This is a genomic window from Microbacterium sp. UBA3394 (assembly GCF_002358725.1).
GTDB classification, from domain to species: domain Bacteria; phylum Actinomycetota; class Actinomycetes; order Actinomycetales; family Microbacteriaceae; genus Microbacterium; species Microbacterium luteum.
Genome location: NZ_DEPK01000024.1, coordinates 16,736 through 38,943, shown reverse-complemented (window position 1 = coordinate 38,943; position 22,208 = coordinate 16,736). Strand labels below are relative to the sequence as shown.

Annotated in this window: 23 protein-coding genes; 5 read left to right on the top strand and 18 right to left on the bottom strand. The window is 66.3% G+C overall.

What is annotated here, in order from left to right; translation table 11 throughout:
• Position 1 precedes the first annotated feature (1 nt).
• From fabG to B4E30_RS01175, 11 genes are all read right to left on the bottom strand, one after another.
• Entirely contained in the window at positions 2 to 745 is a 744-nt protein-coding gene (gene fabG / locus B4E30_RS01225; protein WP_286793153.1) for a 3-oxoacyl-ACP reductase FabG, read from the bottom strand.
• 4 nt (positions 746 to 749) lie between these two features.
• Positions 750 to 1,526: an enoyl-CoA hydratase/isomerase family protein gene (locus B4E30_RS01220; RefSeq protein ID WP_286793152.1), complete on the bottom strand. Its 777-nt coding sequence runs from the start codon at positions 1,524 to 1,526 to the stop codon at positions 750 to 752.
• A 30-nt stretch (positions 1,527 to 1,556) separates the two neighbouring features.
• Entirely contained in the window at positions 1,557 to 2,513 is a 957-nt protein-coding gene (locus B4E30_RS01215; protein ID WP_286793151.1) for a D-2-hydroxyacid dehydrogenase family protein, read from the bottom strand.
• Positions 2,510 to 3,286: an N-acyl homoserine lactonase family protein gene (locus tag B4E30_RS01210; RefSeq protein ID WP_286793150.1), complete on the bottom strand. Its 777-nt coding sequence runs from the start codon at positions 3,284 to 3,286 to the stop codon at positions 2,510 to 2,512. Before B4E30_RS01210 ends, B4E30_RS01215 begins: the two co-directional genes overlap by 4 nt.
• Before the next feature lie 2 nt (positions 3,287 to 3,288).
• The gene (locus tag B4E30_RS01205; protein WP_286793149.1) at positions 3,289 to 4,659 is read right to left on the bottom strand and encodes an MmgE/PrpD family protein; all 1,371 of its coding nucleotides are present in this window, start codon (positions 4,657 to 4,659) and stop codon (positions 3,289 to 3,291) included.
• Positions 4,656 to 5,381, bottom strand: coding sequence for an ABC transporter ATP-binding protein (locus tag B4E30_RS01200; protein ID WP_286793148.1), 726 nt, complete (start codon positions 5,379 to 5,381; stop codon positions 4,656 to 4,658). Before B4E30_RS01200 ends, B4E30_RS01205 begins: the two co-directional genes overlap by 4 nt.
• Positions 5,378 to 6,136 carry an ABC transporter ATP-binding protein gene (locus B4E30_RS01195; RefSeq protein ID WP_286793147.1) on the bottom strand — a complete coding sequence of 253 codons (759 nt, stop codon included), beginning with the start codon at positions 6,134 to 6,136 and terminating at the stop codon, positions 5,378 to 5,380. The genes B4E30_RS01200 and B4E30_RS01195 overlap by 4 nt, the downstream gene beginning before the upstream one ends.
• Positions 6,133 to 7,170: a branched-chain amino acid ABC transporter permease gene (locus B4E30_RS01190; RefSeq protein WP_286793146.1), complete on the bottom strand. Its 1,038-nt coding sequence runs from the start codon at positions 7,168 to 7,170 to the stop codon at positions 6,133 to 6,135. Before B4E30_RS01190 ends, B4E30_RS01195 begins: the two co-directional genes overlap by 4 nt.
• A gap of 1 nt (position 7,171) precedes the next feature.
• Positions 7,172 to 8,056 (bottom strand): branched-chain amino acid ABC transporter permease, encoded by an 885-nt coding sequence (locus B4E30_RS01185; RefSeq protein WP_286793145.1) that lies wholly within the window; start codon positions 8,054 to 8,056, stop codon positions 7,172 to 7,174.
• Positions 8,057 to 8,148: 92 nt separating this feature from the next.
• Complete coding sequence (locus B4E30_RS01180) at positions 8,149 to 9,396, bottom strand: ABC transporter substrate-binding protein (protein WP_286793144.1); 1,248 nt, start codon at positions 9,394 to 9,396, stop codon at positions 8,149 to 8,151.
• Between the two features lie 81 nt (positions 9,397 to 9,477).
• Complete coding sequence (locus B4E30_RS01175) at positions 9,478 to 10,704, bottom strand: CaiB/BaiF CoA transferase family protein (protein ID WP_286793143.1); 1,227 nt, start codon at positions 10,702 to 10,704, stop codon at positions 9,478 to 9,480.
• A 65-nt stretch (positions 10,705 to 10,769) separates the two neighbouring features.
• Here B4E30_RS01175 and B4E30_RS01170 point away from each other — a divergent pair, with 65 nt between their 5' ends.
• Together B4E30_RS01170 and B4E30_RS01165 are read left to right on the top strand one after the other, a co-directional pair.
• Complete coding sequence (locus B4E30_RS01170) at positions 10,770 to 11,894, top strand: zinc-binding dehydrogenase (RefSeq protein WP_286793142.1); 1,125 nt, start codon at positions 10,770 to 10,772, stop codon at positions 11,892 to 11,894.
• Positions 11,891 to 12,343 carry a nuclear transport factor 2 family protein gene (locus tag B4E30_RS01165; protein ID WP_286793141.1) on the top strand — a complete coding sequence of 151 codons (453 nt, stop codon included), beginning with the start codon at positions 11,891 to 11,893 and terminating at the stop codon, positions 12,341 to 12,343. The genes B4E30_RS01170 and B4E30_RS01165 overlap by 4 nt, the downstream gene beginning before the upstream one ends.
• A 690-nt stretch (positions 12,344 to 13,033) precedes the next feature.
• Here B4E30_RS01165 and B4E30_RS01160 read toward each other — a convergent pair.
• The 5 genes from B4E30_RS01160 to B4E30_RS01140 all read right to left on the bottom strand — a co-directional run bounded on the left by B4E30_RS01160 (position 13,034) and on the right by B4E30_RS01140 (position 17,026).
• Positions 13,034 to 13,366 (bottom strand): helix-turn-helix domain-containing protein, encoded by a 333-nt coding sequence (locus B4E30_RS01160; protein WP_286793140.1) that lies wholly within the window; start codon positions 13,364 to 13,366, stop codon positions 13,034 to 13,036.
• A gap of 1 nt (position 13,367) precedes the next feature.
• Entirely contained in the window at positions 13,368 to 13,721 is a 354-nt protein-coding gene (locus tag B4E30_RS01155) for a type II toxin-antitoxin system RelE/ParE family toxin (RefSeq protein ID WP_286793139.1), read from the bottom strand.
• A gap of 111 nt (positions 13,722 to 13,832) precedes the next feature.
• On the bottom strand, positions 13,833 to 14,747 hold the full coding sequence (locus B4E30_RS01150; protein WP_286793138.1) for a hypothetical protein: 915 nt from the start codon (positions 14,745 to 14,747) through the stop codon (positions 13,833 to 13,835).
• 18 nt (positions 14,748 to 14,765) lie between these two features.
• Positions 14,766 to 15,104, bottom strand: a complete 339-nt coding sequence (locus B4E30_RS01145) for a hypothetical protein (RefSeq protein ID WP_286793137.1) — start codon at positions 15,102 to 15,104, stop codon at positions 14,766 to 14,768.
• Between the two features lie 125 nt (positions 15,105 to 15,229).
• Positions 15,230 to 17,026, bottom strand: coding sequence for an alpha/beta hydrolase (locus B4E30_RS01140; RefSeq protein WP_286793136.1), 1,797 nt, complete (start codon positions 17,024 to 17,026; stop codon positions 15,230 to 15,232).
• Between the two features lie 852 nt (positions 17,027 to 17,878).
• Here B4E30_RS01140 and B4E30_RS01135 point away from each other — a divergent pair.
• The 3 genes from B4E30_RS01135 to B4E30_RS01125 are packed head-to-tail and all read left to right on the top strand — an operon-like array spanning position 17,879 to position 20,180.
• Positions 17,879 to 18,331, top strand: a complete 453-nt coding sequence (locus B4E30_RS01135; protein ID WP_286793135.1) for a DUF4260 domain-containing protein — start codon at positions 17,879 to 17,881, stop codon at positions 18,329 to 18,331.
• Positions 18,328 to 19,299 carry an aldo/keto reductase gene (locus B4E30_RS01130; protein ID WP_286793134.1) on the top strand — a complete coding sequence of 324 codons (972 nt, stop codon included), beginning with the start codon at positions 18,328 to 18,330 and terminating at the stop codon, positions 19,297 to 19,299. The genes B4E30_RS01135 and B4E30_RS01130 overlap by 4 nt, the downstream gene beginning before the upstream one ends.
• A gap of 41 nt (positions 19,300 to 19,340) precedes the next feature.
• Positions 19,341 to 20,180: an alpha/beta fold hydrolase gene (locus B4E30_RS01125; RefSeq protein WP_286793133.1), complete on the top strand. Its 840-nt coding sequence runs from the start codon at positions 19,341 to 19,343 to the stop codon at positions 20,178 to 20,180.
• A 126-nt stretch (positions 20,181 to 20,306) separates the two neighbouring features.
• On the opposite strand, the gene B4E30_RS01120 is transcribed toward B4E30_RS01125, so the two are convergent.
• Positions 20,307 to 21,185, bottom strand: a complete 879-nt coding sequence (locus B4E30_RS01120; protein ID WP_286793132.1) for a hypothetical protein — start codon at positions 21,183 to 21,185, stop codon at positions 20,307 to 20,309.
• Positions 21,182 to 22,108, bottom strand: a complete 927-nt coding sequence (locus B4E30_RS01115) for an ABC transporter ATP-binding protein (RefSeq protein WP_286793131.1) — start codon at positions 22,106 to 22,108, stop codon at positions 21,182 to 21,184. Before B4E30_RS01115 ends, B4E30_RS01120 begins: the two co-directional genes overlap by 4 nt.
• Between the last annotated feature and the right edge of the window lie 100 nt (positions 22,109 to 22,208).

Here is a 22,208-nt window from a genome sequence, read left to right as displayed (position 1 = left end):
CTCACATGTTCCTTCCGCCGGAGACTTCCAGCACACAGCCGGTCAGGTAGGAAGAGCTCTCGCTTGCCAGGAAGAGGGCCACCTCGGCGACGTCCTCGGGCTCGCCGATACGTCCCAAGGGGACATCCGCGATACCGCGCGCGAGGGCGTCCTGGTCCATGCGCTCCGTCATGATCGTGCGGATCAGGCCCGGCGCGATCGCGTTGACGCGGACCCCGTAGCGCGCGACCTCCTTGGCCACGGACTTCGTCAGCCCCACCATCCCGGCCTTCGCGGCGGAGTAGTTGCTCTGGCCTGGGTTGCCGACCTTGCCCGAGATGGACGACATGTTGACGATCGCGCCCTCCAGCCCGGCGCCGCGCATCGCGGACACCGCCGCGCGGGTGCACAGCCACGCGCCCTGGAGGTGCACGTCGATCACGAGCCGGAAGTCGTCCAGGCTCATCTTGCGCAGCACCGCATCCCGGGTGACCCCGGCGTTGTTGACGAGGATCTGAGGCACGCCCTCCGCGGATGCGGCGATGTCGAACATCCGCGTCACGGCTAGCTCGTCAGTGACGTCGACGCCCACGGCGGTCGCCGATCCTCCGCCGTCACGGATCTCGGCGGCGCGCTCGGCCGCCGCGTCCTCCCGCAGATCGGCGATCACGACCCGGGCGCCAGCGCGTGAGAAACGCTGCACCATCGCCCACCCGAGGCCGTCGGCACCACCGGTGACCAGAGCGGTCCGCCCGTTCAACTGCATCGTGTCATCCCTGTCCGTATCGGGGTTCGCGCTTCTCCAGGAACGCCGCCCGCGCCTCCGCGGCGTCGGCGGTCTGCGACAACTCAAAGGTCTGCGTCTGCTCCCAGCGGTAGCCGTCGCGCAGCGGCACCTCCTCCAAGGCGGTGAACGCCGCCTTCGCTCGGCGGACGGCGTCGGGGCTCTTGCGGGCGATCTGCCGGGCGACCACCAGTGCCGCGTCGAGGAGGTCCCGGCGCGGCACCACCTCGTCAACGATCCCGAGGCGGTAGAGCTCGGCGGCGTCGACGCGTCGCCCGGTGAAGAACAGCAAGCGCGAGCGCGAACGCGAGAAGTGCTGCTTCAGGAACTGCACTCCGCCGAGGAGCCCGCGGTCGATCTCGGGCATCTGGATCCACGCCTCCTCGGCGGCGAGGAGGATGTCGCACATGGCCGCCAGCGCGTAGCCGGCGCCGATGGCGGGCCCGTTGATCGCGGCGATGACGGGCTTCTGACAGTCCGCGGGCGCGAAGAAAGACTCCCGGGTGACACGGTTGTGCGAGACGTACGCGTGCGGTTCGGCAACGAGGGAACCGCGTTCCTTGATGTCCGCCCCGGCACTGAAGACCTCTCCCGCCCCGGTCAGGACCACCACACGCACGGCGTCATCCGCACTGGCGCGGTCGAACGCTTCGATGAGTTCCTCCCGGGCAAGGAGGTTCTGCGCATTGACCGGCGGGCGATCCATCGTAACCACCAGTACGCCGTCGTCGTTGAGTAGCGTCTTCAATGTCGAGAATTCCACCGCGGACCCTTTCTGATATTTGATACAGTATCACGCATCCCCGACGAGACGGATCGGATTGCCATCGATCCACGCACGAATGTTGTCGCGGATGTCGTCGAACCAGCGCGCGAGATTTGCATCGGTCACGTACCCCGAGTGAGGGGTGAGCAGAACGTTCCGGCGAGCGCGCAGCGGAGAGTCGGCGGCTAGCGGCTCGCGGTCGAACACGTCCAGCGCCGCTCCCGCGATCGAGCCCGCATCCAGCGCGTCGACGAGCGCCTCCTGATCGACGAGACCCGCGCGCGCCGTGTTCACCAACCACGAGCGGGGGGGAAGCAGTCCCAGGGCTCGCGCGTCGATGATCCCCGCCGTTTCTGGGGTTAGTGCCAGATGCAGCGAGAGGATGTCCGCCGAGGCCACGACCTCGTCGAATCCGGCGCGCACCGCGCCCGTCTCCGCTGCACGCTCGGACGTGAGCGACGGCGTCCAGGCGGAAACCTCCATCCCGAAGGCCGACCCCACGCGCGCCACGGTGCTCCCCACGCGGCCGAGTCCGAGAAGCCCCAACCGACGACCGTGTAGGGCTGTCCCGACACGGGAGCGCCAGTGCCCCTCGCGCATCTCGGGCACCGCCAGGTCCGTACGCCGGGCGACGGCGAGGATGAGCGCCCACGTCAGCTCCGACGCGGCGCCGGGATGCGAGCGCGTGCCGCACACGGTCACCCCGCGTCGGCGGCACACGTCGAGATCGATCGCGGCGTTCTGCATCCCCGTGGTCACCAGGAGCCGAAGACGAGGAAGAGCGTCGATCACCACCGCGGGCAACGGCGAACGCTCGCGCATCGCGACGACGACCTCGGCGTCGCCGATCCGCTCGGCGAGCGCCTCGGCGCCGTCGATGTGCTCGGTCACGACGTCGAGGTCCACGTCCCCGAGCGCGGACCAATCGCCGGAATCGGCAGCGAACCCCTCCCAGTCGTCGAGGACGACGATGCGAACGGTCATCGAGCGGGGTACTTCGGCTGGTCGAACGTGCGCCAGTCGTGGCTGGCCAGCACGGTCGCGCCGGTGGCGCGGATCCGCTCGAAGCTACGCTCGCATTCCCGGAGGTCGACGTGGATGCCGGGCGAGACCCAGTCGTCCGGCCCCCCCGCGCCCCAGTTGTCGAGCACGCTGATTAGGTCGACCGCGATGATGTAAGGTCCCGCCTCGGTACGCACGAGCACGCCCTGCGTGCCCGGCGTGTGTCCCGGCAGGAGCAGCAGATCGAGCCCCGGGAACAGCCGGGTGTCGCCCCGCACCAGCCGCAGACGCGAGGTGACGCTCATCCACGGCGGGACGAGGCCTTCGTAACCGAACTCGTAGATCCCACGCTGCGGCCGGATAGGATCGACCGCCTCTCGGACCTCCGCGGCCTGGACGATGAAGGTCGCGTTGGGGAACAGGTCAAGGTTGGAGGAGTGGTCGTAGTGGAGGTGCGACAGCACGACCCACTCGAGCTCGTCCGCCTCGACGCCGATCGCGCCCAGCGCAGGGGCGATCTCCTGCTCGCGCGTCTGGGTGTACGGGGAGTGCAGGCCGAGGTCGCCGGACTGCGACCCGGGTCCTGTGTCAAGCAGCACGGTGCCGAGTTTGGAGCGCAGCACAAATCCGATCGAGGGCGCCGAGAACTTCTCACCGAAGCCGCGCATGTATGTGAAAGCCGACTGCTCCAGGATGGGGAACTCCCCGAAACACACCGGCTCGATGGTCCACGTCGTCTTGTCGTGTGCGTCCATCCTCAACCTTCCCGCGCCGCAACGCGCAGCGCCTCACCGAATATGGTCACCGGATCGGCCGGACCAAGCGCGTCGAAGACCTCGATCACGCGCGCGGTCCCCGCGTCGCCGAAGGAACGGGCCAGCAGCCGTCGGGCCTTGGCGCGCAGCACGTCCGTGCCCACCGGTCGCTCCGCGTCCCCGTCCGAGAGCAGAGCGTCCGCTTCGAGAGCGCGTCCGTCCCGCAGTCGCACCGTCAGGTGAAGGGGGCGACCCGCCTCGGGGTAACCAGCGTCGAGTTCGCGGTCGTGCACCGTCCGCACTCGGCCAGCGAGAGGGGCCAGGCGGGCAAGGCCCGGGTCGGCCAGAGAGTCGTCGGTGAATTCGCCGTCCAAGAACGACGCTGCGACCACGAAGGGGATGCTGAAACGCGCCGCGAGAGCGTTGCGCACACGCTGCGCGCCGAGGCTCGCCGCCGCCGCGAACGTCCGCACCTCGACTGCCTCGATGTCGTCGGCGACGAAGCCGCCCCGACCCGCGACATCGAGGGCCGCCCCGATCGCGGTGTGGGTGTGGCCGCACGCCGACCAGAGCTTGAAGTAGTTCTCGGCCAGGACAAAGGAGCGGAACCGCCCGTCGTCGATGCCCTCGCCCAGCAGCTCGGCGCGGGGCCGCGCGCCGCTGGTGGGGAGGAGATAGTCCACCAAGGTGTCGGGGACGCTCTCGCCGCCCGCAGCCGCCGTCGCGCCCGCCATCAGACCGGTGTGCGCACCGACGGAGGACCAGAGGTGGTGGGTGTCGGCGCCGCGGTTGACGGCCCGGCGGTCGAAGCGGCCGGCCACGCCGGCGGCGATGTCGATGGCGTGGGTGAGGACGTCGGGGTCGGGCCCGGCGTACAAGAGTGCGGCGGAGACGGCGGCGCCGACGCTCCCCCAGTTGCCATGCGGGTGGATGTCTGCCTTCGTCCCCCCCATCGCGATCGCGATCCGGGCGGCGGTCTCGTACCCGGCCACGAGGGCCGTGAGGACCTCAGCCCAACTACTACCGCGCTGCTCGCCCACCGCCAGGACGACGGGGACGACATGGATTCCGGGATGGCCCTTCGTGCGCCGGACGCCCTCGTCGAGCTGAAGCACGGTCGGGAGGGTGGCGTTGTAGGCGACGGCATCTCCCACCGAGACGGTCTCGGCGCGCCCGAGAAGGGTCGACCGTCCGCCTCCGGCGGGCTCGAGCAGATCCGCGAGACGCCGGTGCATCCCGTTGCCGCGCCCTCCGACAGCTCCGGCCACGGTGTCGAGGAGGATCGCGGCGGCACGCACGCGCACGTGCTCGAGGAGCCCGTCCCCGCTCAGCGCCGCGGCCGCCTCGGCAAGGGTTCGCGATTCCCCGGTCATCGAGTACCGATCGCCAGGAATTGCTCCTTGATCCCCGGGTCGGCGGCGAACTGCTCAGCCGTTCCGCTGTAGACCAGCCGGCCCGTCTCCAGCACCAGCACCTGCTGGGCCACGCTTTGCACGAAGGTGAGGTTCTGCTCGGCCAGCACGATCGACATCCCGAATCGACCGGGCAGGTCGGCGACCGCCCGCTCCAGTTCATCCACGATCACCGGAGCGAGCCCCTCTGTGGGCTCGTCCAGCAGCAGCAGCCGCGGTCGAGCCACGATCGCGCGCGCGATCGCTACCGCCTGCTGCTCTCCGCCCGACAGCGCCGAGCCGCGTCGGTCGATCAGACGCCCCATGATCGGGAGGATCTCGACGACCTCGTCGAGCGCGACCGGCTCCCGCCCCTTCGACCGTCCCGCCTTCTGCGCGAGGGTGAGGTTCTCACGCACCGTCAGAGTCGGGAAGATGCGCCGGTCATCGGGCACCCACCCGACACCCCGCCGCGCGATGGCGTCGGCGCCGCCCTTCGCGGGTTCGCCCAAGACCTCGATGTCGCCCGTGCGCCGCACCATCAGGTTCATGACGCTGCGCAGCGTCGTGGTCTTCCCGGCGCCGTTGCGCCCGAGCAGTGCGACCGTCTCGCCCCCACGCAGCTCCAGATCGATGCCGAAGAGGGCCTTGGCGGGCCCGTACCAGGCCTCGACGCCCGTCATGCGCAACGCTGTGGCGGTCATGCGTTCTCTCCCAGGTACAGCTCGCGTGCCTCTTTGCTCGTTCGTACCGCCTCGGGGTCGCCGTCGAGTACCTTCCGCCCCTCAGCCATGAGCATGACGCGGGTTGCCACGGCCAGGAGCACGTGCATATCGTGTCCGGTCATCACGATCGCGAGCTCGGGCCGATCCCGCTTGATCTCCTCCAACAGGGCGACGGTGACGTCGCAGTCCTCGTTCGACATGCCCGCGGTGGGCTCGTCCAGAAGCAGCATCACGGGGTCTTGGGCGACCGCCATGGCGAGCTCGAGGCGCTTCCGGTCGCCCTGCGGCAGGTCGGCGGCGAGCCGGTCGCGCACGTGGTCGAGGTGTAACCGCTCGATCGAGGCGTCCAGACGCTCGCGGTGATGGCGCACCGTCGAGTCGAAGGAGTCCCACATTCTCCGGTACCAACTATCCTTCGCGGCGAACGCGAGGGCGACGTTCTCCTCCACGGTGCGGCTCCCGAAAAGGCGCGCCACCTGGAAGGTGCGACTCATCCCGGCGCCGGCCAGCCGATTCGCGCGCCAGGAGGTGACATCGGCGCCCTGGAAGCGGATGCTGCCCGTCGACGCGCGGTGCTCCCCGGCGACGACTCCGAACAGGGTTGACTTGCCGGCGCCATTGGGGCCGATCACCGCGAGGGTCTCGCCGGCGACGACCGAGAACGACACGTCGGTGACGGCGGGGACCCCGTCATAGGACTTGCCGACGGCGGACACTTCCAGCAACGCGCTCACGAACGGCCCTCCTTCGCCTTCGCGTCCCGCCGATCGGCGAACCAGTGAACCCATCCGCGGATCTGTGCTGGGAGGCCGGCGACACCGCCGCGGAAGAACATCACGACAGCGAGCAGAATCAGTCCCACGAACAGGGCGGAGTAGCTAATCCCGCGGAACAGCTGGCTCTCCAGCACGAGCAGGATGGCGGCCCCGATGAGCGGCCCCCAGAAGCGTCCGCTGCCCCCGATGAGGCACATGATGAGGACCTGTCCCGATGTCATCCAGTACAGGTTCTCGCTCGTCACGATCCCCTGCTGCTGGGCCAGCAGTCCCCCCGCGATCGCCGAGAAGAACCCCGCGAGGACGAAGACCTTCACCCGCGTGCTCTTCAGCGGGATGCCGAGCGAATCGGCGCGGAGCGGGTCGTCGTGCACGGCGAGAACGCTCCGGCCGAAGGAGGAACGGTAAACGACCTTCAGCAGCAGCACGCACAGCGTCACGATGACGATGGCGTAAATCCAGAAGTCCTCAGGCCTTGCCAGTCGCAGCCCGAGGAGTTGCCCGGAGGGGACACCGGGAATGCCGTCGTCGCCCCCGAGGAAGGAAAACGAGAACAGCAGCTGGTAGAGGATCTGCCCAAAGACAAGCGTCAGCATGGTGAGTGCGATGCCATTGACGCGGATCGTAATGGCCGAGAACAACAACGCCAGGACGGCGCCGACGAGACCGGCCAGAAGAATGAGCAGCGGCGGGGCTATCTCGAACTCGCGCATCAGGGCGACAAAGTACGCTCCCGCCCCGAAGTAGGCGGCAGCGCCGAACGTGACGATCCCGAGCCACCCGACAAGCATGTTCGTCGCCATCGCGAAAAGGCCGTAGATCGCGACTGTCGCGGCAAGAAACTGGATGTTCCCTTGCGCGAACGAGACTGCGACGCCGACGACGACGGCCACGACGATGACGTCAAACCGCGCCAGGACGCGCCCCGCGCCCCCACCGAACGAGCTCCTGCGATCGGTCTTGATCAGTGAGGTGGGGTTGGTGATGACCATGTCATGCCCCCTGCAGCTTCGTGCGGCCGAACAGACCCTGCGGGCGCAGGAGCAGCACGACGGCGATGGCGATGTACATGCCGTACGCCTCCCACCCGGGGGCATAAGTGATGAGGAAGCTCGTGATCAGGCCGAGGCCGATCGATGCCGCCAGCGCCCCCCAGATCGAGCCAAGACCTCCGACGATCACAACGACGAACGATTGGATGATGTAGACCGCGTCGAGACCGGGCGCCACCGTGAGCTGCGGCGCTGCGAGCGCGCCCGCGAGTCCGGCCAGCGCCGTCCCCATTGCGAAGACCCCCGCACCCACCCACCGGGTGCGTACGCCCAGGGCACTGGCGGTGATCCGGTCGTGTGCGACGGCGCGGATGCGGATGCCGAGCATCGTCTTATCGAGCATGAACCACAGCGCCACGGCGACGGTCAGTCCCACCACGATGAGGAACACCGCGTAGGAGGGGAGGATAACCCCGCCCACGCGTAGCGGAGCCGTAAGCTCCTGCGGCGGACGAGTCTGATAGATGCCCGGCCCGAAGGTGATGATGATCAGTCCGTCGAGGATCAGCATGAGGGCGTAGGAGGCCAGCAGGTTGATGACATGCCCCTGCGCGTAGAGTCGGGAGAAGATCGCCCTCTCGCTGATGAAGCCGAGCGCCCCCACGATGACGGCGCCGACGAGGGCGGCCAGCAGGAAGCCGCCGATTCCGACGGTCTGACCTGCGAGCGATGTGGCCACGACATAGGCACCGACCGCGAACAGAGCGCCGTGTGCGAAGTTGAGCACCCCCATCACGCCGTAGATGAGGCTGAGGCCGCTCGCCACGAGGAAGAGCGGCACGCCGAGGGCGAGACCGTTCACGATGGCGGTGAGGAACTGGGTCACGTCGCGTTCTTTCGTTGACGGTGGCTTCGAGCGCGGGATCTCGCCCGCGTGGACGGGCTTCCCCGGGCGCACGCCCGGGGAGCCCGGGAGACCTACTTTTCGGTCTCCGCGTAGGGCACGACGTAGGACTCCAGGACCTCGACGCCGGTCTCTTCCGCGGGGTTGCCGACGGTGTGGGTGACCACGATGTTCGCCGAGCCCTGGTGGGTCGTGGGATCGATCGTGAACTCGCCTTGTGGGGTCATGAAGCTCACGCCCTTGAGCGCCTCGAAGACGGCGTCGACGTCGTCGCTGCCGGCCTCCTCGATCGCGGCGGCGTACGCCTTCACGGCGAGGTAGCCCTGGTAGCCCCACGTGTCCGGGACGCTCTCCGCGAGCTCGGTGTACGCCGTGACGAACGCCTCGTTCTCGGGGGTGTCGTAGGCGGCGTAGTTGTAGTCGTAGCCGTTGTAAACCTCCGGCGCGCTGCCGTTGAGGGACGTGGCGATGGGCCAGTAGCTTCCAGAATTGACCACGACGTCGTAGTTGTCGAACAGCCCGTACTGGGCGGCCTGGTTGATGAACGAAGACGTGCCCGAACCGTAGGTACCGAGGTAGAGGCCACGGTTCTCCGCGCCCTCGGACACACCCGCGAGGGCCGAGATCTGGGAGGTGTAGTTCTGCTCGTCGAGCGGCACGAAGTACTGCACATCGGCGCTCAGGTCCACGCCGAGCTGGTCGAGCTCTCCCGAGAACTGCTCCCACTGCAGGTGGCCGGAGACGTAATCGAAGGCGAAGACGTCGTAGGTGGTCACCTCGGGCGCTGCTTCGTTCATGGTGCGCGCGAGCGCGACCATGTCCTGAGCGCTGGTGGCACCCACGCGGAAGAAGCGCTCGAAGGGCGCCTCGCCGCCGTCCTTGCCGGTGAGGTCGTCGTTGGTGCAGGTGGTGGTGATGAAGACTGAGCCGAGCTCGTCCACGAGCGGCGCCAGGGCGAGGCAGTTCGCGCTGGACAGCTCGCCGAAGACCAGGTCGAGTCCCTCCGAGGAGAAGTCGCGGATGGCCTGCACGGACGCCTGGGCACCGTCGGCTGTGTCGGCCTTCTCGATCGCGAGCTCCCGACCGTTCAACACTCCCCCGGCGTCGTTGATCTCGTCGAGTGCGACTTGCGCCCCGTAGCCAATCTGGGCGCCAACGTCGGCGAACGAGCCCGACAGCGGTGCGACCATGCCGAGAGTGATCGGCTCGCCGCCCCCACCTTCTCCGCCATCACCGCCGGTGCCGCCTCCGCCACCTGCGCATCCGGTCAGCGCCAGCAGGACCACTGCGGACCCTACGTAAGCCCACTTCTTTGTAAGCACGAGACTTCCTTTCCTCGTCGAAACGGTCACGTCAGGCGCGACCTCGCGAGCGTATCACGCCTGCGTATCAAATATCACAAATCAAATTCCATCGACCACACCGTCCAACTTCAACGCCGCGATCTCTCCCTCGTCGTAGCCGAGCTCAGCGAGGATCGCTGAACTGTCGGCGCCGAGCTCGGGCACGCCGCGACGCGCGGCCAGCGGAGCGGCAGACAGCGAGAACGGACTCGACACCACACGCCCCGTGCGGCCACCCTCGTGACCGACCGGCACCTCGATGAAGGTCCCGAGCGCCGCCAGTTGCTCGTCCTCCGCCACCGTCGGGAGATCGTTGATGGGACCGGACGAGACGGACGCCTCACCCAGCCGCCGCGCGATGTCGTCGGTCGTGAAGCGTAGCGTCGCCTCCGACACCGCCGCCACGAGGGCTTCGGTGTTCTCGTAGCGGCGGGCGAGCGAACAGAAGCGCGGGTCCTCGGCCACAGCGGGGATCCCGAGAACCGCGCAGCAGCGGCGCCACATCGCCTCGTTGGCGTTGGAGATGACGATCCAGCCGTCCGAGGTCGGGAACGCTTGATTGGGGATGCCCAGCCGGTTGGCCGTCCCCAACCGCTCGGGCACGACGCCCTTCTGCCAGTAATCCGCGAAGAAGTAGCTGAGCATGTTCACCAGGCCCTCGAGCATCGAGGTGCGCACCTCCTGGCCCTCCCCCGTGCGCTCGCGCTGGAACAGGGCGGCGACGATACCGAGGGCCGCATTCGTCCCCGCGGTCAGATCTGCGACGGCGGTGCCCACGCGCACGGGGCCGCCGCCCACCTCCCCAGTGAAGCTGAGCAGTCCGCTGTAGGCCTGGATGACAAGGTCGTTCGCCGCACGCGCCGCCAGCGGCCCCTCCGATCCGAACCCCGAGATCGAGCAGTACACGAGCCGAGGGTTGATCGCTCGGGCCGCCTCGTAGTCGAGGTCCCACTTCTGCATCTGCCCGGTCTTGAAGTTCTGCACGAGCACGTCGCTGTCAGCCACGAGCCTGCGCAGCACCCCGCGCCCCTCCTCGGAGGCGAGATCGAGTGCGAGACTGCGCTTGTTGCGATTGAGTGCGACGAAGGATGCCCCGAAACCATCGTCGTCGACGCCCTGCCCGTATCGCCGTGCAGGGTCGCCCCCCTCGACACGCTCAACCTTGATCACGTCGGCGCCGAGGTCGCCGAGGATCTGGGTCGCCTGGGGGCCCGAGAAAATGTGCGTTAGGTCGAGGACCCTGATGCCCGTGAGGACACCGCCCTCCGTGCCGAGGTCAGATCTCATGCAACTCCTTTGTGTATCAAATATCATAATGCACGAGAACACCTCGACAGACCGGGAGGTCATAGATGCCCATTCCCTCCACGATGCGAGCCGCCGTGCTCCTCGACGAGAGTCCGCGACTGACCGTCATGGACATTGACACGCCCTCGCCGCGGAAAGGTGAGGTCCTTCTGCGGGTGATCGCCTGCGGTGTGTGTCACACCGACCTGCATGTCCTCAAGGGGGAGGTCGCCTTCCCCCGCCCCGCCGTGGTCGGCCACGAGGTGAGCGGGGAGATCGTCGCACTTGGCGAAGGGCTCGAGGATGGGGATCTTCGCGTGGGCGACGTCGTAGTCAGCGGCTTCATCATGCCGTGCACCGAATGCGCGGCATGCCGTCGAGGCCGCGACGACCTCTGCGCCAACTTCTTTGCGATGAATCGCTTGAACGGCACGCTCTACGACGGCGAGAGCCGCCTGCGCATGCCGGACGGCTCGTTCCTGGCGATGTACTCAATGGGCGGGCTCGCGGAGTATTCCGTTGTTCCGGCCGCGGCGGTGACGAAGATCGCTCCCGGCCTGAACGTCGAGAACGCCGCCATCCTTGGGTGCGCCGGGCTCACTGCCTTCGGCGCAACGCACCGTCAGGCCAATATTACGGCAGAGTCTAAAGTGGCAATCATCGGAGTGGGAGGCATCGGGTCCACACTCATCCCGCTGGCTCGCGCAGCCGGCGCAGAGCGTGTCGTCGCAGTCGACATCGCGCAAGAGAAGCTTGACAGCGCGCTCGCTCTCGGAGCCACCGATGCTGTGGACGGATCGGCCGGCGACGCCGTCGCCGCCGTGCGCGCGCTCCTGGACGATGGCGCGGATGTCGTGTTCGAGGCGCTGGGCAATTCTCGCACCTTCACCCAAGGGATCGGCATGTTGGCCGACGGCGGTCGCATGGTAGCCATTGGCATCGCGCCAGCCGGGGCTGCCGCATCAATCGAGATCACACCTCTAGTGCGGCGCGGATACGAGATCGTCGGGTCGTTCGGCGCCCGCACTCGTACGGATCTACCTGAGATCGTGCGCTTCGCGAGCGAGAAAGTCCTAGATGTCGACACATTGATCACTGCTCGGTACTCGATCGAAGAAGCCGATCGCGCCTATGAGGATCTCGCGTCCGGGCAGATTACCAGCCGCGCCATCATCGGGATGAGCCATTGAGTCAGACGCAAGGCGGAGACCGTCTGACACCCGCGGACCGCATGGAAATCCTCGATCTGTACGCCTACTACTGCCACTGCATCGACAGCGGCGACGGCAACAAGTGGGCGGAGTGCTTCACGCCGGACGGCTCCCTTGCCCTGCCGCATCGCAATCAGGTGCACCGGGGCGCCGGCGCACTGCGGGTCGTGGGAGATGCGTTTCCGGATCGCACCGGCGGCATGGGACGTCACATCACCGTGAACCTCACCCTGAGCGAGGACGCAGAAGGGGCACGAGGACGCGCGTACCTCATCCTGCTGCAAGGTGGGTGGGGCCCGTCTCCCCCAATCGTCGAGATGACCGGTCGCTACGAGGACCGACTCGTCCGATGGAGCGGCAGGTGGCTGTTCGCCTCCAGAGTCTTGACGGCAGATGCCAGAATGAGCGGTGGGAATGACAAGTCGTAACCGCGTCGGCTTCCGGTCCGGCCGAGAACATAGACATATGCCGCGACCGGATCGGGCCCCCAAATCGGACGATCACTTCACCGGCCTTCGAATGGCCACGCACCATCGGCGCCTGACGGCGCGGGCCATCTTGATGCGAGATGCGACTGCGGTGTCGGCGGCGGTTTAATCCTGTTACTTTCGGCACTGTGCAGGGAGAGCACTGTCGCCAACAATCGATAGAGATGACAATCGCCGACGAGTACCGGTCACTCGGAACTACTCATCGGTCACCGACACCAGCTATTCGTCCTTTGGAGCCGACAGAAATCTCTACTCCGACGCACCGCGCGTGCCGGAGAGATTCCGACTCCTGTCAAGAGGCCGAGGGACAACGTCCCTCCGCCTCCCGGGACGCAAAGGGGACGCACTTGACCACTCTGCGACACGCAGGACCTCGCGGTGGGGCAGATCGCTTCAATACGCGCGTAGAGGAACTGCCCAGGTCACGCCGCAACGACACGTAAACCTCACTCAACGTACGCGAACGTAACTGAACACCCGCAAAAATGCGGAGACGGAGGGATTTGAACCCGGGCTCCGCGCGGTTGCTCGCGGGCGTTCAGAGGCGATTCTGTTGATACGACTGGGTTCGCGGCGGTGTACGTGGAGGTTCGCAGGCGCTCGCGGGCGTTCAGGTTTACGCGATTCTTACGCAGCCGAATGGTGCCCATCCGAGAGGATCACCTTGCGTTCTCCGAACGTCGCGGTGATCTCCACGGTACCGCCGAGCGCTTCGACATAGGCCCGGAGAGTGGCGAGTCCCGACCGGTCGAGGTCGCCGGACTCGAGCGCCGAGATGGTGGGTTGGGTGAGCGCCATCCGCTCGGCGAGTTCCTTCTGCGTGACGCCCTGCTCCTCACGCACCTCACGCAGACGGTAGGCCCGCTCCTCCGCTTCGAACCGCTCGCGGTGGCGCGCGACGGAAGTCTCGTTCGGCGCACGCTTGGCGCGCACCTCACTCCAGTTCGTCGTCTTGCTCATCTCAGCCCTCCTCGCCGTCGAGCCATTCATCGAATCGGTCATCCGCGATCGGGATGCTCTCGTCGTACCACTTCTTCCACTGCCCGGACTTGTCTCCCGCGATCAGCAGAATCGCCCGCCGCTTCGTGTCGAACGCGAACAGCACCCGGATCTCGGTCGCGCTGGCGGAGCCCGGCCGCAGCTCTTTCATGTTGTGGTGACGCGACCCCTTGATCCGGTCGACCAGCGGCCGGCCGAGCACCGCACCCTTGTCAGCCAGGTGATCGATCGCCGCGGCGATCACGTCGTAGGAGTCGTCGTCCAGTCCGAGGAGCCACGACTCCACATCACTCCAGAGCCGCACATCCCAGGTCATCACCGCCAGGATAGATCAGGCTCTATATCGACTCAAGCCGATAGCGGTGCGGATCTCGACTGATTGACGCTCGGTCGCCGCGGCAGCCGCAAGCACCCAACGCTCGCTCTATCACCCGCTGAGCACGCTGTCAGCGATTTCGCGCAGGTGCGCGCCTTTCAGACCGGCGAGGGCGATGACGGTGCCGGCGACCGCGAGCAGTGTACCCTCGAGGATCGCCATGCCGGCGTAGCGACGGTGCAGATTCCCCAGCTGATCGAAGGCGCCTTGCTTGCGTGCCGCACTGAGGATGTCTCGCGCGGCTCGCATCGCCTCTGCTCCCGACTCCGGCGGCTTAGCGGACGACAGGGCCTGCGCGAACGTGGCGTCGTGTCGCTGCTGGTCGAGGACACCGAGACCCGCGCCGATGACCTGCGCCACGGAGGGGAGGTTGTCCACCGGGTCAGGTTCGATGCCATCGATGATTGTGCGCGCCAGATCAGTGTTGCCCTCGGCGAGCGCTTCCGTGACGAGGCGGTGCACGGTGAGCGCCATCGCCCGCCATTCTCCGGTAGGCGTGAACAACTCGAGGTTGCGGCGCTTGGTCGCGCGAGCGAGAGCGGTGTTCAGCGTGTCGAGGTCGGCATCCGTCTCGAGGTTGTCGAGGTCGATGCCATCTTCCGCGAGTAGCGGTGCGAGCTCCCTCATCATCTCTGCGGCCATCCCGGGCGTATGGACGATCCCGAGGCGCGCCATCTCGGCTATTGCCTCGGGATCGCCGAACGGGTCGGCATCATCAAGGGGCTGGTCATCCGGCTCCAGCTCATCGCTTAGGAACGCCAGGGCGAGCGCAATGCCGTGCGCGAACGGGCCGCGGAGCAGATCAGAAACGTGGAGGGTGTCCTTCGCGCGCCGTTCGACGACGCCGGCGTCAGTGAGATACTCGAGACTTCGCTGAGCACGGGGCAGCAGCATTTCCTCAATCGCGTCGGGTGCGATGTCCACTGCACCCGGCTCAAGCGTCTCGATCGCTCGGAGCACGGTCATCCGCGCCAGCGCGCTGGTTCAGGCATCCGGCTCACCCGTTTGCGCGAAAGTGAGCAGTTGTGCGGTGATGACGCTCACGAGCGCGCCCGCATCTTCGAGCGGTGGTAGCTCTTCGGCGAGCCGAGCGGATGCCGCGGACCCCAGGCGCACGCGGGTGCGTGTCACTTCGATGATGTCTGCCGCCGGCAGAGCCTCCCGCCATGCCGACAGCGTCGGCAGGTCCCATATCGACTGCGCATACGACTCTCCGGCGACCACGATCGCGCCGTCACGATACTCGCCCTCGATCGGAAGCTTCGCGACTCCACGAGCAGTGATGCCGGTGGCGGAGACCTCGAGATCAGCCCGGCACCTCACCGTCGACGCTCGCGGGGACGCGGTGCGCGACCTCGCCCGGGTTGACTGAGATCGCGTGAACCGCCACTTGTGGCCGGGCCGTGCCGCGGGCTGGGCGGTTCGGGTCGACGCTGCGTTCGAGTCGCTCATTCCTGTTCGCTGGGTTCAGTCGCTTGATTTGGGTTCACGCGGGGCGTTCCCGAACGCGCTGGGATATTCGGATCCGTGAAATACGGGGTCTCGGCGCCGTGCTGCCCCTCGCTATCGAGAGGCGTCCACGTCTCGTAGGTGATCTCCTCCAGCGGCATCGGCTTCGCCGCTGCCACAATCGTTCGATCTGGGCGCGGCCCTCCGAGTAAGAAGTCGAGGACAGGCCCATCAACCTCCTCCGTGAAGTACGGGAAGACACCGTGAACACTCTCGTTGTCAACCGCGATCAGGCTGGTGTTCGGCAGGTTCAGTCCGGCGGAGTGGCCTTGCTCGAAAGGGGTCATCGAGTCAAGCTCACTTTGAACCACGAGCGTCTCGGGGAAGGAGTCGTTGAGCGGAGGCATCTCGGACTCCGTGGGCCAGAATGCGCACGGCTGGGGAGCGTCCAGGAGCCCCAGTTGCGCACTCAACGGAGCGATCTCTGAAGTTCGGTCGTTGAAGTCTTCCCAGTATTCGTCACCCTGTTCCCATTCTCCATCCGTGCACTTTGTGAAGTCGATAAGGAAATCATGGGTCGCGCGGATCATTCCATCGGGTTCGACGGCCGGTGGCGCGGAGAGCGCCGCGAGCAGCGAGTGAGCAGCCGCCCGCTGTTCATCGGTGAGTGTCGTCATTTTGTCGATGATGCCGCTCGCCAGTTGTACGGAGTCCAGTTCACCGTCAGCTTCCTCACCTGCCTCGATGATTCGCCCTACAAGTTCGCCTGCGTACGGATAGGCGACTGGGTTCGAGAAGGCCAAGTTGACGTTCGTCGACGTCCACGCCCAGTTCGCAGCCGTCGCCATCTTCGCCTCGGACGTCGTGTCGAAGTATCGGTCCCATATCGCCTTCGGATCAGCACCCAATCCATAGGTCGCGTCGTTCCGCGCGATCCAGTTCATCATGTGCAGCCGGAACTGACGGTCTCGGCCCTCGTGAGCTGCGTCGTAGTTGGCTTGTATGGAGTCCGCCGTCGAGTCGGAGGCGGAGTCGAACAGCATTCGGTCGATGTGGTCGGAGAAGAGGGCACCGAACCATGTGCCGAGCCACGTCCCATAGGAGTAGCCGACATAGGTGACGGTCTCGAGGCCAAGCAGGTGGCGGATGAAGTCCATATCGTAGGCGGCCTGCTCAGTGGTCATCGTGCGGACGTCAGGGTCTTCTGCGCACGACTCGGCTATCGCTTTGCTCGATGCCGCCAGTCCGTCGGCCGGATCGTATTCGTAGTTGCACTCCGCGTGGCTGGACTGCCCAAGGCCACGCTGATCGAAACTCACGTAATTGGTCGTCGGGCGCAACTCGGGCGTGTAGCTCTGGACGGTCGCACTGTATGACAGCCCCGGCGTAACGGGCCCACCCGGGTGGGTGAGGATCGTCGTGTGATACTCAGGGTCAGAACGGTCGATGTTCTCGGCGAAAGAGATTCGAACATCCCAGGTCTGACCGGGATCGGGGTTATGCCAGTCGCGTGGGACCTTGATCGTGGCGCACTCCACGTTGGACACGTCGGCGCCGGGAACCGGCGGAGCCTCAAACTCGCACTCCTCCCAGGCCAGTTCCTGCTCAGCGAGCGCACCCGCCAGTTGGGCGACATCGGGAGTCGGGGAGTCGGTGTCGGACGGGGCCCAGGAACAGCCGGCGACTGTCGTCGTAACGAGCGCCCCGACGACGGCGATCGATGCGGCGACGAGTACACGCCGCCTTCGTGCTGGGCGAATGCGCTGCGTACTGATGATGCCGGCTTTCTTGTTCACTGGACCTCCTGAACCTGAGCCGATGTGGCCTTCTCGTCAGAGCAGATGACGGCTGTTCGGCGTGGAAACGGCCGTCGAAGTGATCCAAGAGCGTGTTCTTGGGACACTGTCAACCACGCTTAGGGGGCTAGGACGACGAGCGCGGTTGAGCCGATCGAAATCGTTGACGTGGCCGGATCGAAATCGCCCGGCCGGCCCGCTTGACCCAGTGGTTGGGACAGGGAGTTACCTGCATTCATTGCCCTTGGATTTCGTCAAGGTGCTGCGTCGCGATTGCGACAGAGCGAGGAGGTCAACCCATGCTTCGCAGAATGGGCGCGGTCGTCGGCCTTGCCGGAAGTGCGGGTGGACTCATCGGTTCGCTTTGGTACTTGGTGATTCCGACGCCTGACGCGAATATCGGAGCGGGCGCGCTTGTCGTGCTGGGACTGATCATGGGCGTAGTCGGGGCCGCTATCACCTGCACTCACTTTGCGCTCGGTTGGGTGACCTCGACGGCGCAGACCGACGTGGCTGGGAAGCTGCGTCGGCGTGTGCGATAGCAGCGTCGAACCGATCGCTTTTGCATACCCTGGCGGACTTTGAGCACTTCGCCCTCGCAAGTGAGGACCGGTGGATCGCGATCAGCCGCGACTTGCCGAACTTCGATTCCCGAATCCGGAGCACGCCAGCATCCTCGTCGACGTCGTCCAGGTTTAGGGTGGTCGCTTCGCCGACCCGCATGCCAAGACCACTCTGTAAGTGAGGGACGACGCGGACGCAAGTGCGAAACGATGGCGCCCTTGACCCTGTGGTGGGCACAGGGGTTCGCATGAATCGCACGAGCTCAAGATTCAAGAAACGGACCTGAGTATGGCATCCACGATTCAACGAATCGAGAATGGCGCGATCGCACTGGCGATTCTGCTCGCGATGATCGCGTTCGGACAGCCCTGGTGGCTCCTTCTCGCGGCGTTTCTCGTGTTCGACCTCTCCGCCCTCGGCTATCTCCGCAACGCGCGTGTGGGCGCTTTCACGTACAACGCCGTCCACAACTTCGCCGGGCCGGCGGTCCTCGTCACCGTGTACCTGGGCGTGTTGTTCGGCGGTACTCAGCTGACGTGGCTCGTGATCATCGCCGCGTGCTGGGCATTCCATGTCGCCGTAGATCGCGCACTCGGATACGGGCTGAAGCTCGAGGCCTTCCGGCACACGCACCTCGGCTGGATCGGGCACCGAGGAATCGACCGCGGGCGGCACTCGGCCGCCATGGCGTCGCCGGACTCCCCGGCGCACGAGGCACTGAACCAAAGGAACAACCGATGAAGAAGATCTCACTGGGCGGGCTCGAGGTGTCACGCATCGGCTTCGGCGCGATGGGCATGTCCGACTACTACACCGGCGCCGGACGCAACGATTCCGACAGCATCCGCACGATCCATCGCGCCCTCGATCTCGGCGTGACGCACATCGACACCGCAGAGGCATACGGCCCCTTCATCAACGAGGAGCTCGTCGGGCGCGCCGTTAGGGGCCGGCGCGACGAGGTGGTGATCGCCACGAAGTTCGGGCTTGTCTCTCACACCGGGCGCGAAGGCCTCGACAGCAGCCCCGAGAACATCCGCAGCGCAGTCGAGGGGTCACTCAACCGGCTGGGAACGGACCACATCGATCTGTACTACCAGCACCGAGTCGACCCAGAGATTCCCGTCGAGGACGCGATCGGCACTCTCGCAGAGCTCGTGGACGAGGGCAAGGTCCGGTTCATCGGGCTGTCCGAAGCGAGCCCCGCGACGATCCGCCGTGCACACGCGATCCACCCCATATCCGCACTCCAGTCGGAGTACTCGCTCTGGACGCGCGATCCACAAGAAGAGGTGCTCCCCCTCCTCCGCGAGCTCGGCATTGGCCTCGTGCCGTACGCCCCTCTCGGGCGAGGCTTCCTGACTGGCGCGTTCCGATCGCTGGACAGTCTCGACGGCGACGACTGGAGGCGCAACAACCCGCGCTTCATCGGCGAGAACCTCCAACGGAACCTGCGCATCGTCGACGAGGTGGAGGCCGTCGCGGCCGAGACAGGCGCGACCTCCGCGCAGGTCGCGCTGGCGTGGCTGCTTTCGCACGACCATGCGATCTCCCCCATCCCCGGCACCACCCGCATCGAGCGCGTACAGGAGAACGCCGGCGCAGACCGTCTCGTCCTGTCAGACGACCAGGTGGGTCGTCTGACCGATCTGCCGGCTGCGTCAGGAGACCGCTACGACCCCGCCAACATGACGACCCTCAACGGCTGACCGCCGTGCTGTCGCAAACACGAAAGAGAGAAGGAACCGAAATGGCTCACATCACCGTCGGCACGGAGAACAGCTCGTCGATCGACATCTACTACGAGGATCAGGGCGCGGGGCGACCGATCGTTCTGATCCACGGCTATCCGCTCAACGGCCACAGCTGGGAGCGGCAGACTCGCGAACTGCTCGCCGCAGGGTATCGCGTCATCACCTACGACCGTCGCGGGTTCGGCCAGTCGTCGAAAGTAGGGAGCGGCTACGACTACGACACTTTCGCCGCAGACCTCAACACGATCCTCGAACAGCTCGACCTGCGCGACGTCGTCCTCGTCGGATTCTCGATGGGCACGGGAGAACTCGCTCGCTATGTCGCCCGCTACGGGCATGACCGCGTGGCGAAGCTCGCATTCCTCGCCTCGCTCCAACCCTTCCTCGTGGCCCGCAACGACAATCCCGGAGGCGTGCCACAGGAGGTGTTCGACGGAATCGTGACTCAAGCGCGAGGAGACCGCTACGCGTGGTACACCCAGTTCTTCTCGAACTTCTACAACCTCGAGACAACTCTCGGCACGCTGATCAGCCGGGAAGCGGTCGAGGCGAGTTGGCACGTCGCGATTTCGTCGGCCCCGGTCGCTGCGTATGCTGTCGTGCCGTCGTGGATTGAGGACTTCCGCGACGACGTCGCGGCCGTGCGGTCAAGTGGAAAGCCGGCGCTCATCCTCCACGGCACGGCGGACAACATCCTCCCGATCGACGCCACCGCGCGCCGGTTCCGCACACTGCTGCCCGACGCGGAGTATGTCGAGATCGAGGATGCGCCGCACGGCCTTCTATGGACTCATGCGGATGAGGTCAACAGCGCTCTGCTGCGCTTCGTCGGCTGAGGACGGGAACGACGTCGGCAGCAGAGTCGGCGAAGAGAGGAGATGCTCACGGTGGCATCTCCCCTCTTCTTGTCTCCCGGCTCCGCGGAGAGGTCTGGTCGTGGTCACCTCTCCGCGTGGGACGGGTCAGACGTCGCGGCGCTTCACGGCGACGAGAGCGGCGGCAAGCGCCACCACCACCCAGATCGCGAGACCGATTGCACCGTGCCAGGGTTCGAGTACCCACAGCCCCTCCGGTCGCACGACCTCCACGCCTGGCGCGGCGAAGTCGGGGTAGCCGGGGTGCATGGTGAGGGCGGCGCCCAGATTGAGGGGCAAGACCACGGCGGCATTCTGCAGCCAGATCGGCTGCTCGAGGCCCCCTACCAAGCCGAGCGCGGCTGGAAGAATGACCACGAGGCCGAATGCCGCGGTCAGGCCGCCAGCGACGTTGCGGACAACCGCTCCGATTCCCATCGAGATCAGTCCGACCGCGGTCAGGTAGCCGACGGTGCCGATCATGACGCGCCAGAGGTGCGGGTCGCCTGCCTGGACATGAACGTCGTTCTCCGCGAGCAGGGGGAGCGTGATCGGCAGGGCGATGACCGTCGCGAGCATGCCGGCAAGCGAGGTGACGGCGGCGAAGACAAGGAACTTGGCGATGACCGCCGGCACACGTCGTGGAACGGCTGTGAAGGTGGACCGGATCATTCCGGTGCTGTACTCGCCGGCGATCACAAGCACGCCCAACGCACTGACGACGAGGACATTGATGTTTCTGCTGATCGACAAGGCATACGCGCCGGTTGCCTGCATCCCCGCCTGGCTCACCTCCACTTCCGCCCAGGAGAAGTCGGTCGAGGCGGACACCTGCGCGGCGATCCCGATCGTGATCGCGGCCATTACCACATAGGCCCACACCGTCGACGGGATGCTGAGCAGTTTCAACACCTCGGAGCGGATGATGCCGCCGAAACTGAGCCCGTAGCGCGGGGCAACAGCGCCGGCGATGGTCGTGGTGCTCATCGGGTCTTCTCCGATCCTGTTGACGCGGCCGCGTATTCGACCTCTTCGCGCGTAAGGTTCATGTAGGCGTCTTCGAGTGAGGACGAGGCCGGAGCGAGTTCGTAGACCGTGATACCCGCGCCCGCGGAGATCTGAGAGATCCTTGCGGCCTCAACGCCTCGAACCGAGAGCAGATCTGTGTCGGTACGCGTCACGTCAGCGCCAGCACCGAGCATCAGAGCCTCCAGCCGAGCGGGATCGCCGGAACGGACCCGCATCGTTGCTTCGCCGGCATTGGCCACGATCTCGCTCAGCGGCGCGTCGACCAGAACTCGACCCCGCCCGAGAATGATCAGGTGATCAGCCGTCTGCGCCATCTCGCTCATCAGATGGGAGGAGAGGAAGACCGTGCGCCCCTCCGCCGCGAGCTGGCGGGCCAGCTGACGGAACCAGGCCACGCCCGCGGGGTCCAGGCCGTTGACCGGTTCGTCGAGGATCAGCGTGGGTGGGTCGCCGAGAAGAGCCGCCGCTAGTCCGAGGCGCTGGCCCATCCCGAGCGAGAAGCTCCCCGCGCGCTTGTGCGCGACCGAACTGAGTCCGGCGAGTTCAATGACCTCGTCGACTCGTGCCGATCCGATCCGGTGTGTCATCGCCAGCGCGCGCAGGTGATTGCGGGCACTCCGCCCCGGGTGCACCGCCCTCGCTTCGAGGAGCACGCCCACCTCGCGCAACGGGGCGCGATGCGACGCGTAGGCTTTTCCGTTGACCGTCACCGCCCCGACGGTGGGACGGTCCAACCCGACGATCATGCGCATGGTCGTCGACTTGCCCGCTCCGTTCGGACCCAGGAAACCGGTGACGCGCCCGGCAGCGACCGAGAAATCGATGCCGTCGACGGCGGTCTTCGCTCCGTACCTCTTCGTCAGTGATTGAGCATGAATCATGCGGCTGTCCTCTCATCGACCGCGGTAGCGATTCTTCGGCTCCGGCGGCAGCGGCTCCTGTCATGCAAGATGGTGTTGTCGCCACAAGGTCAAATCGACG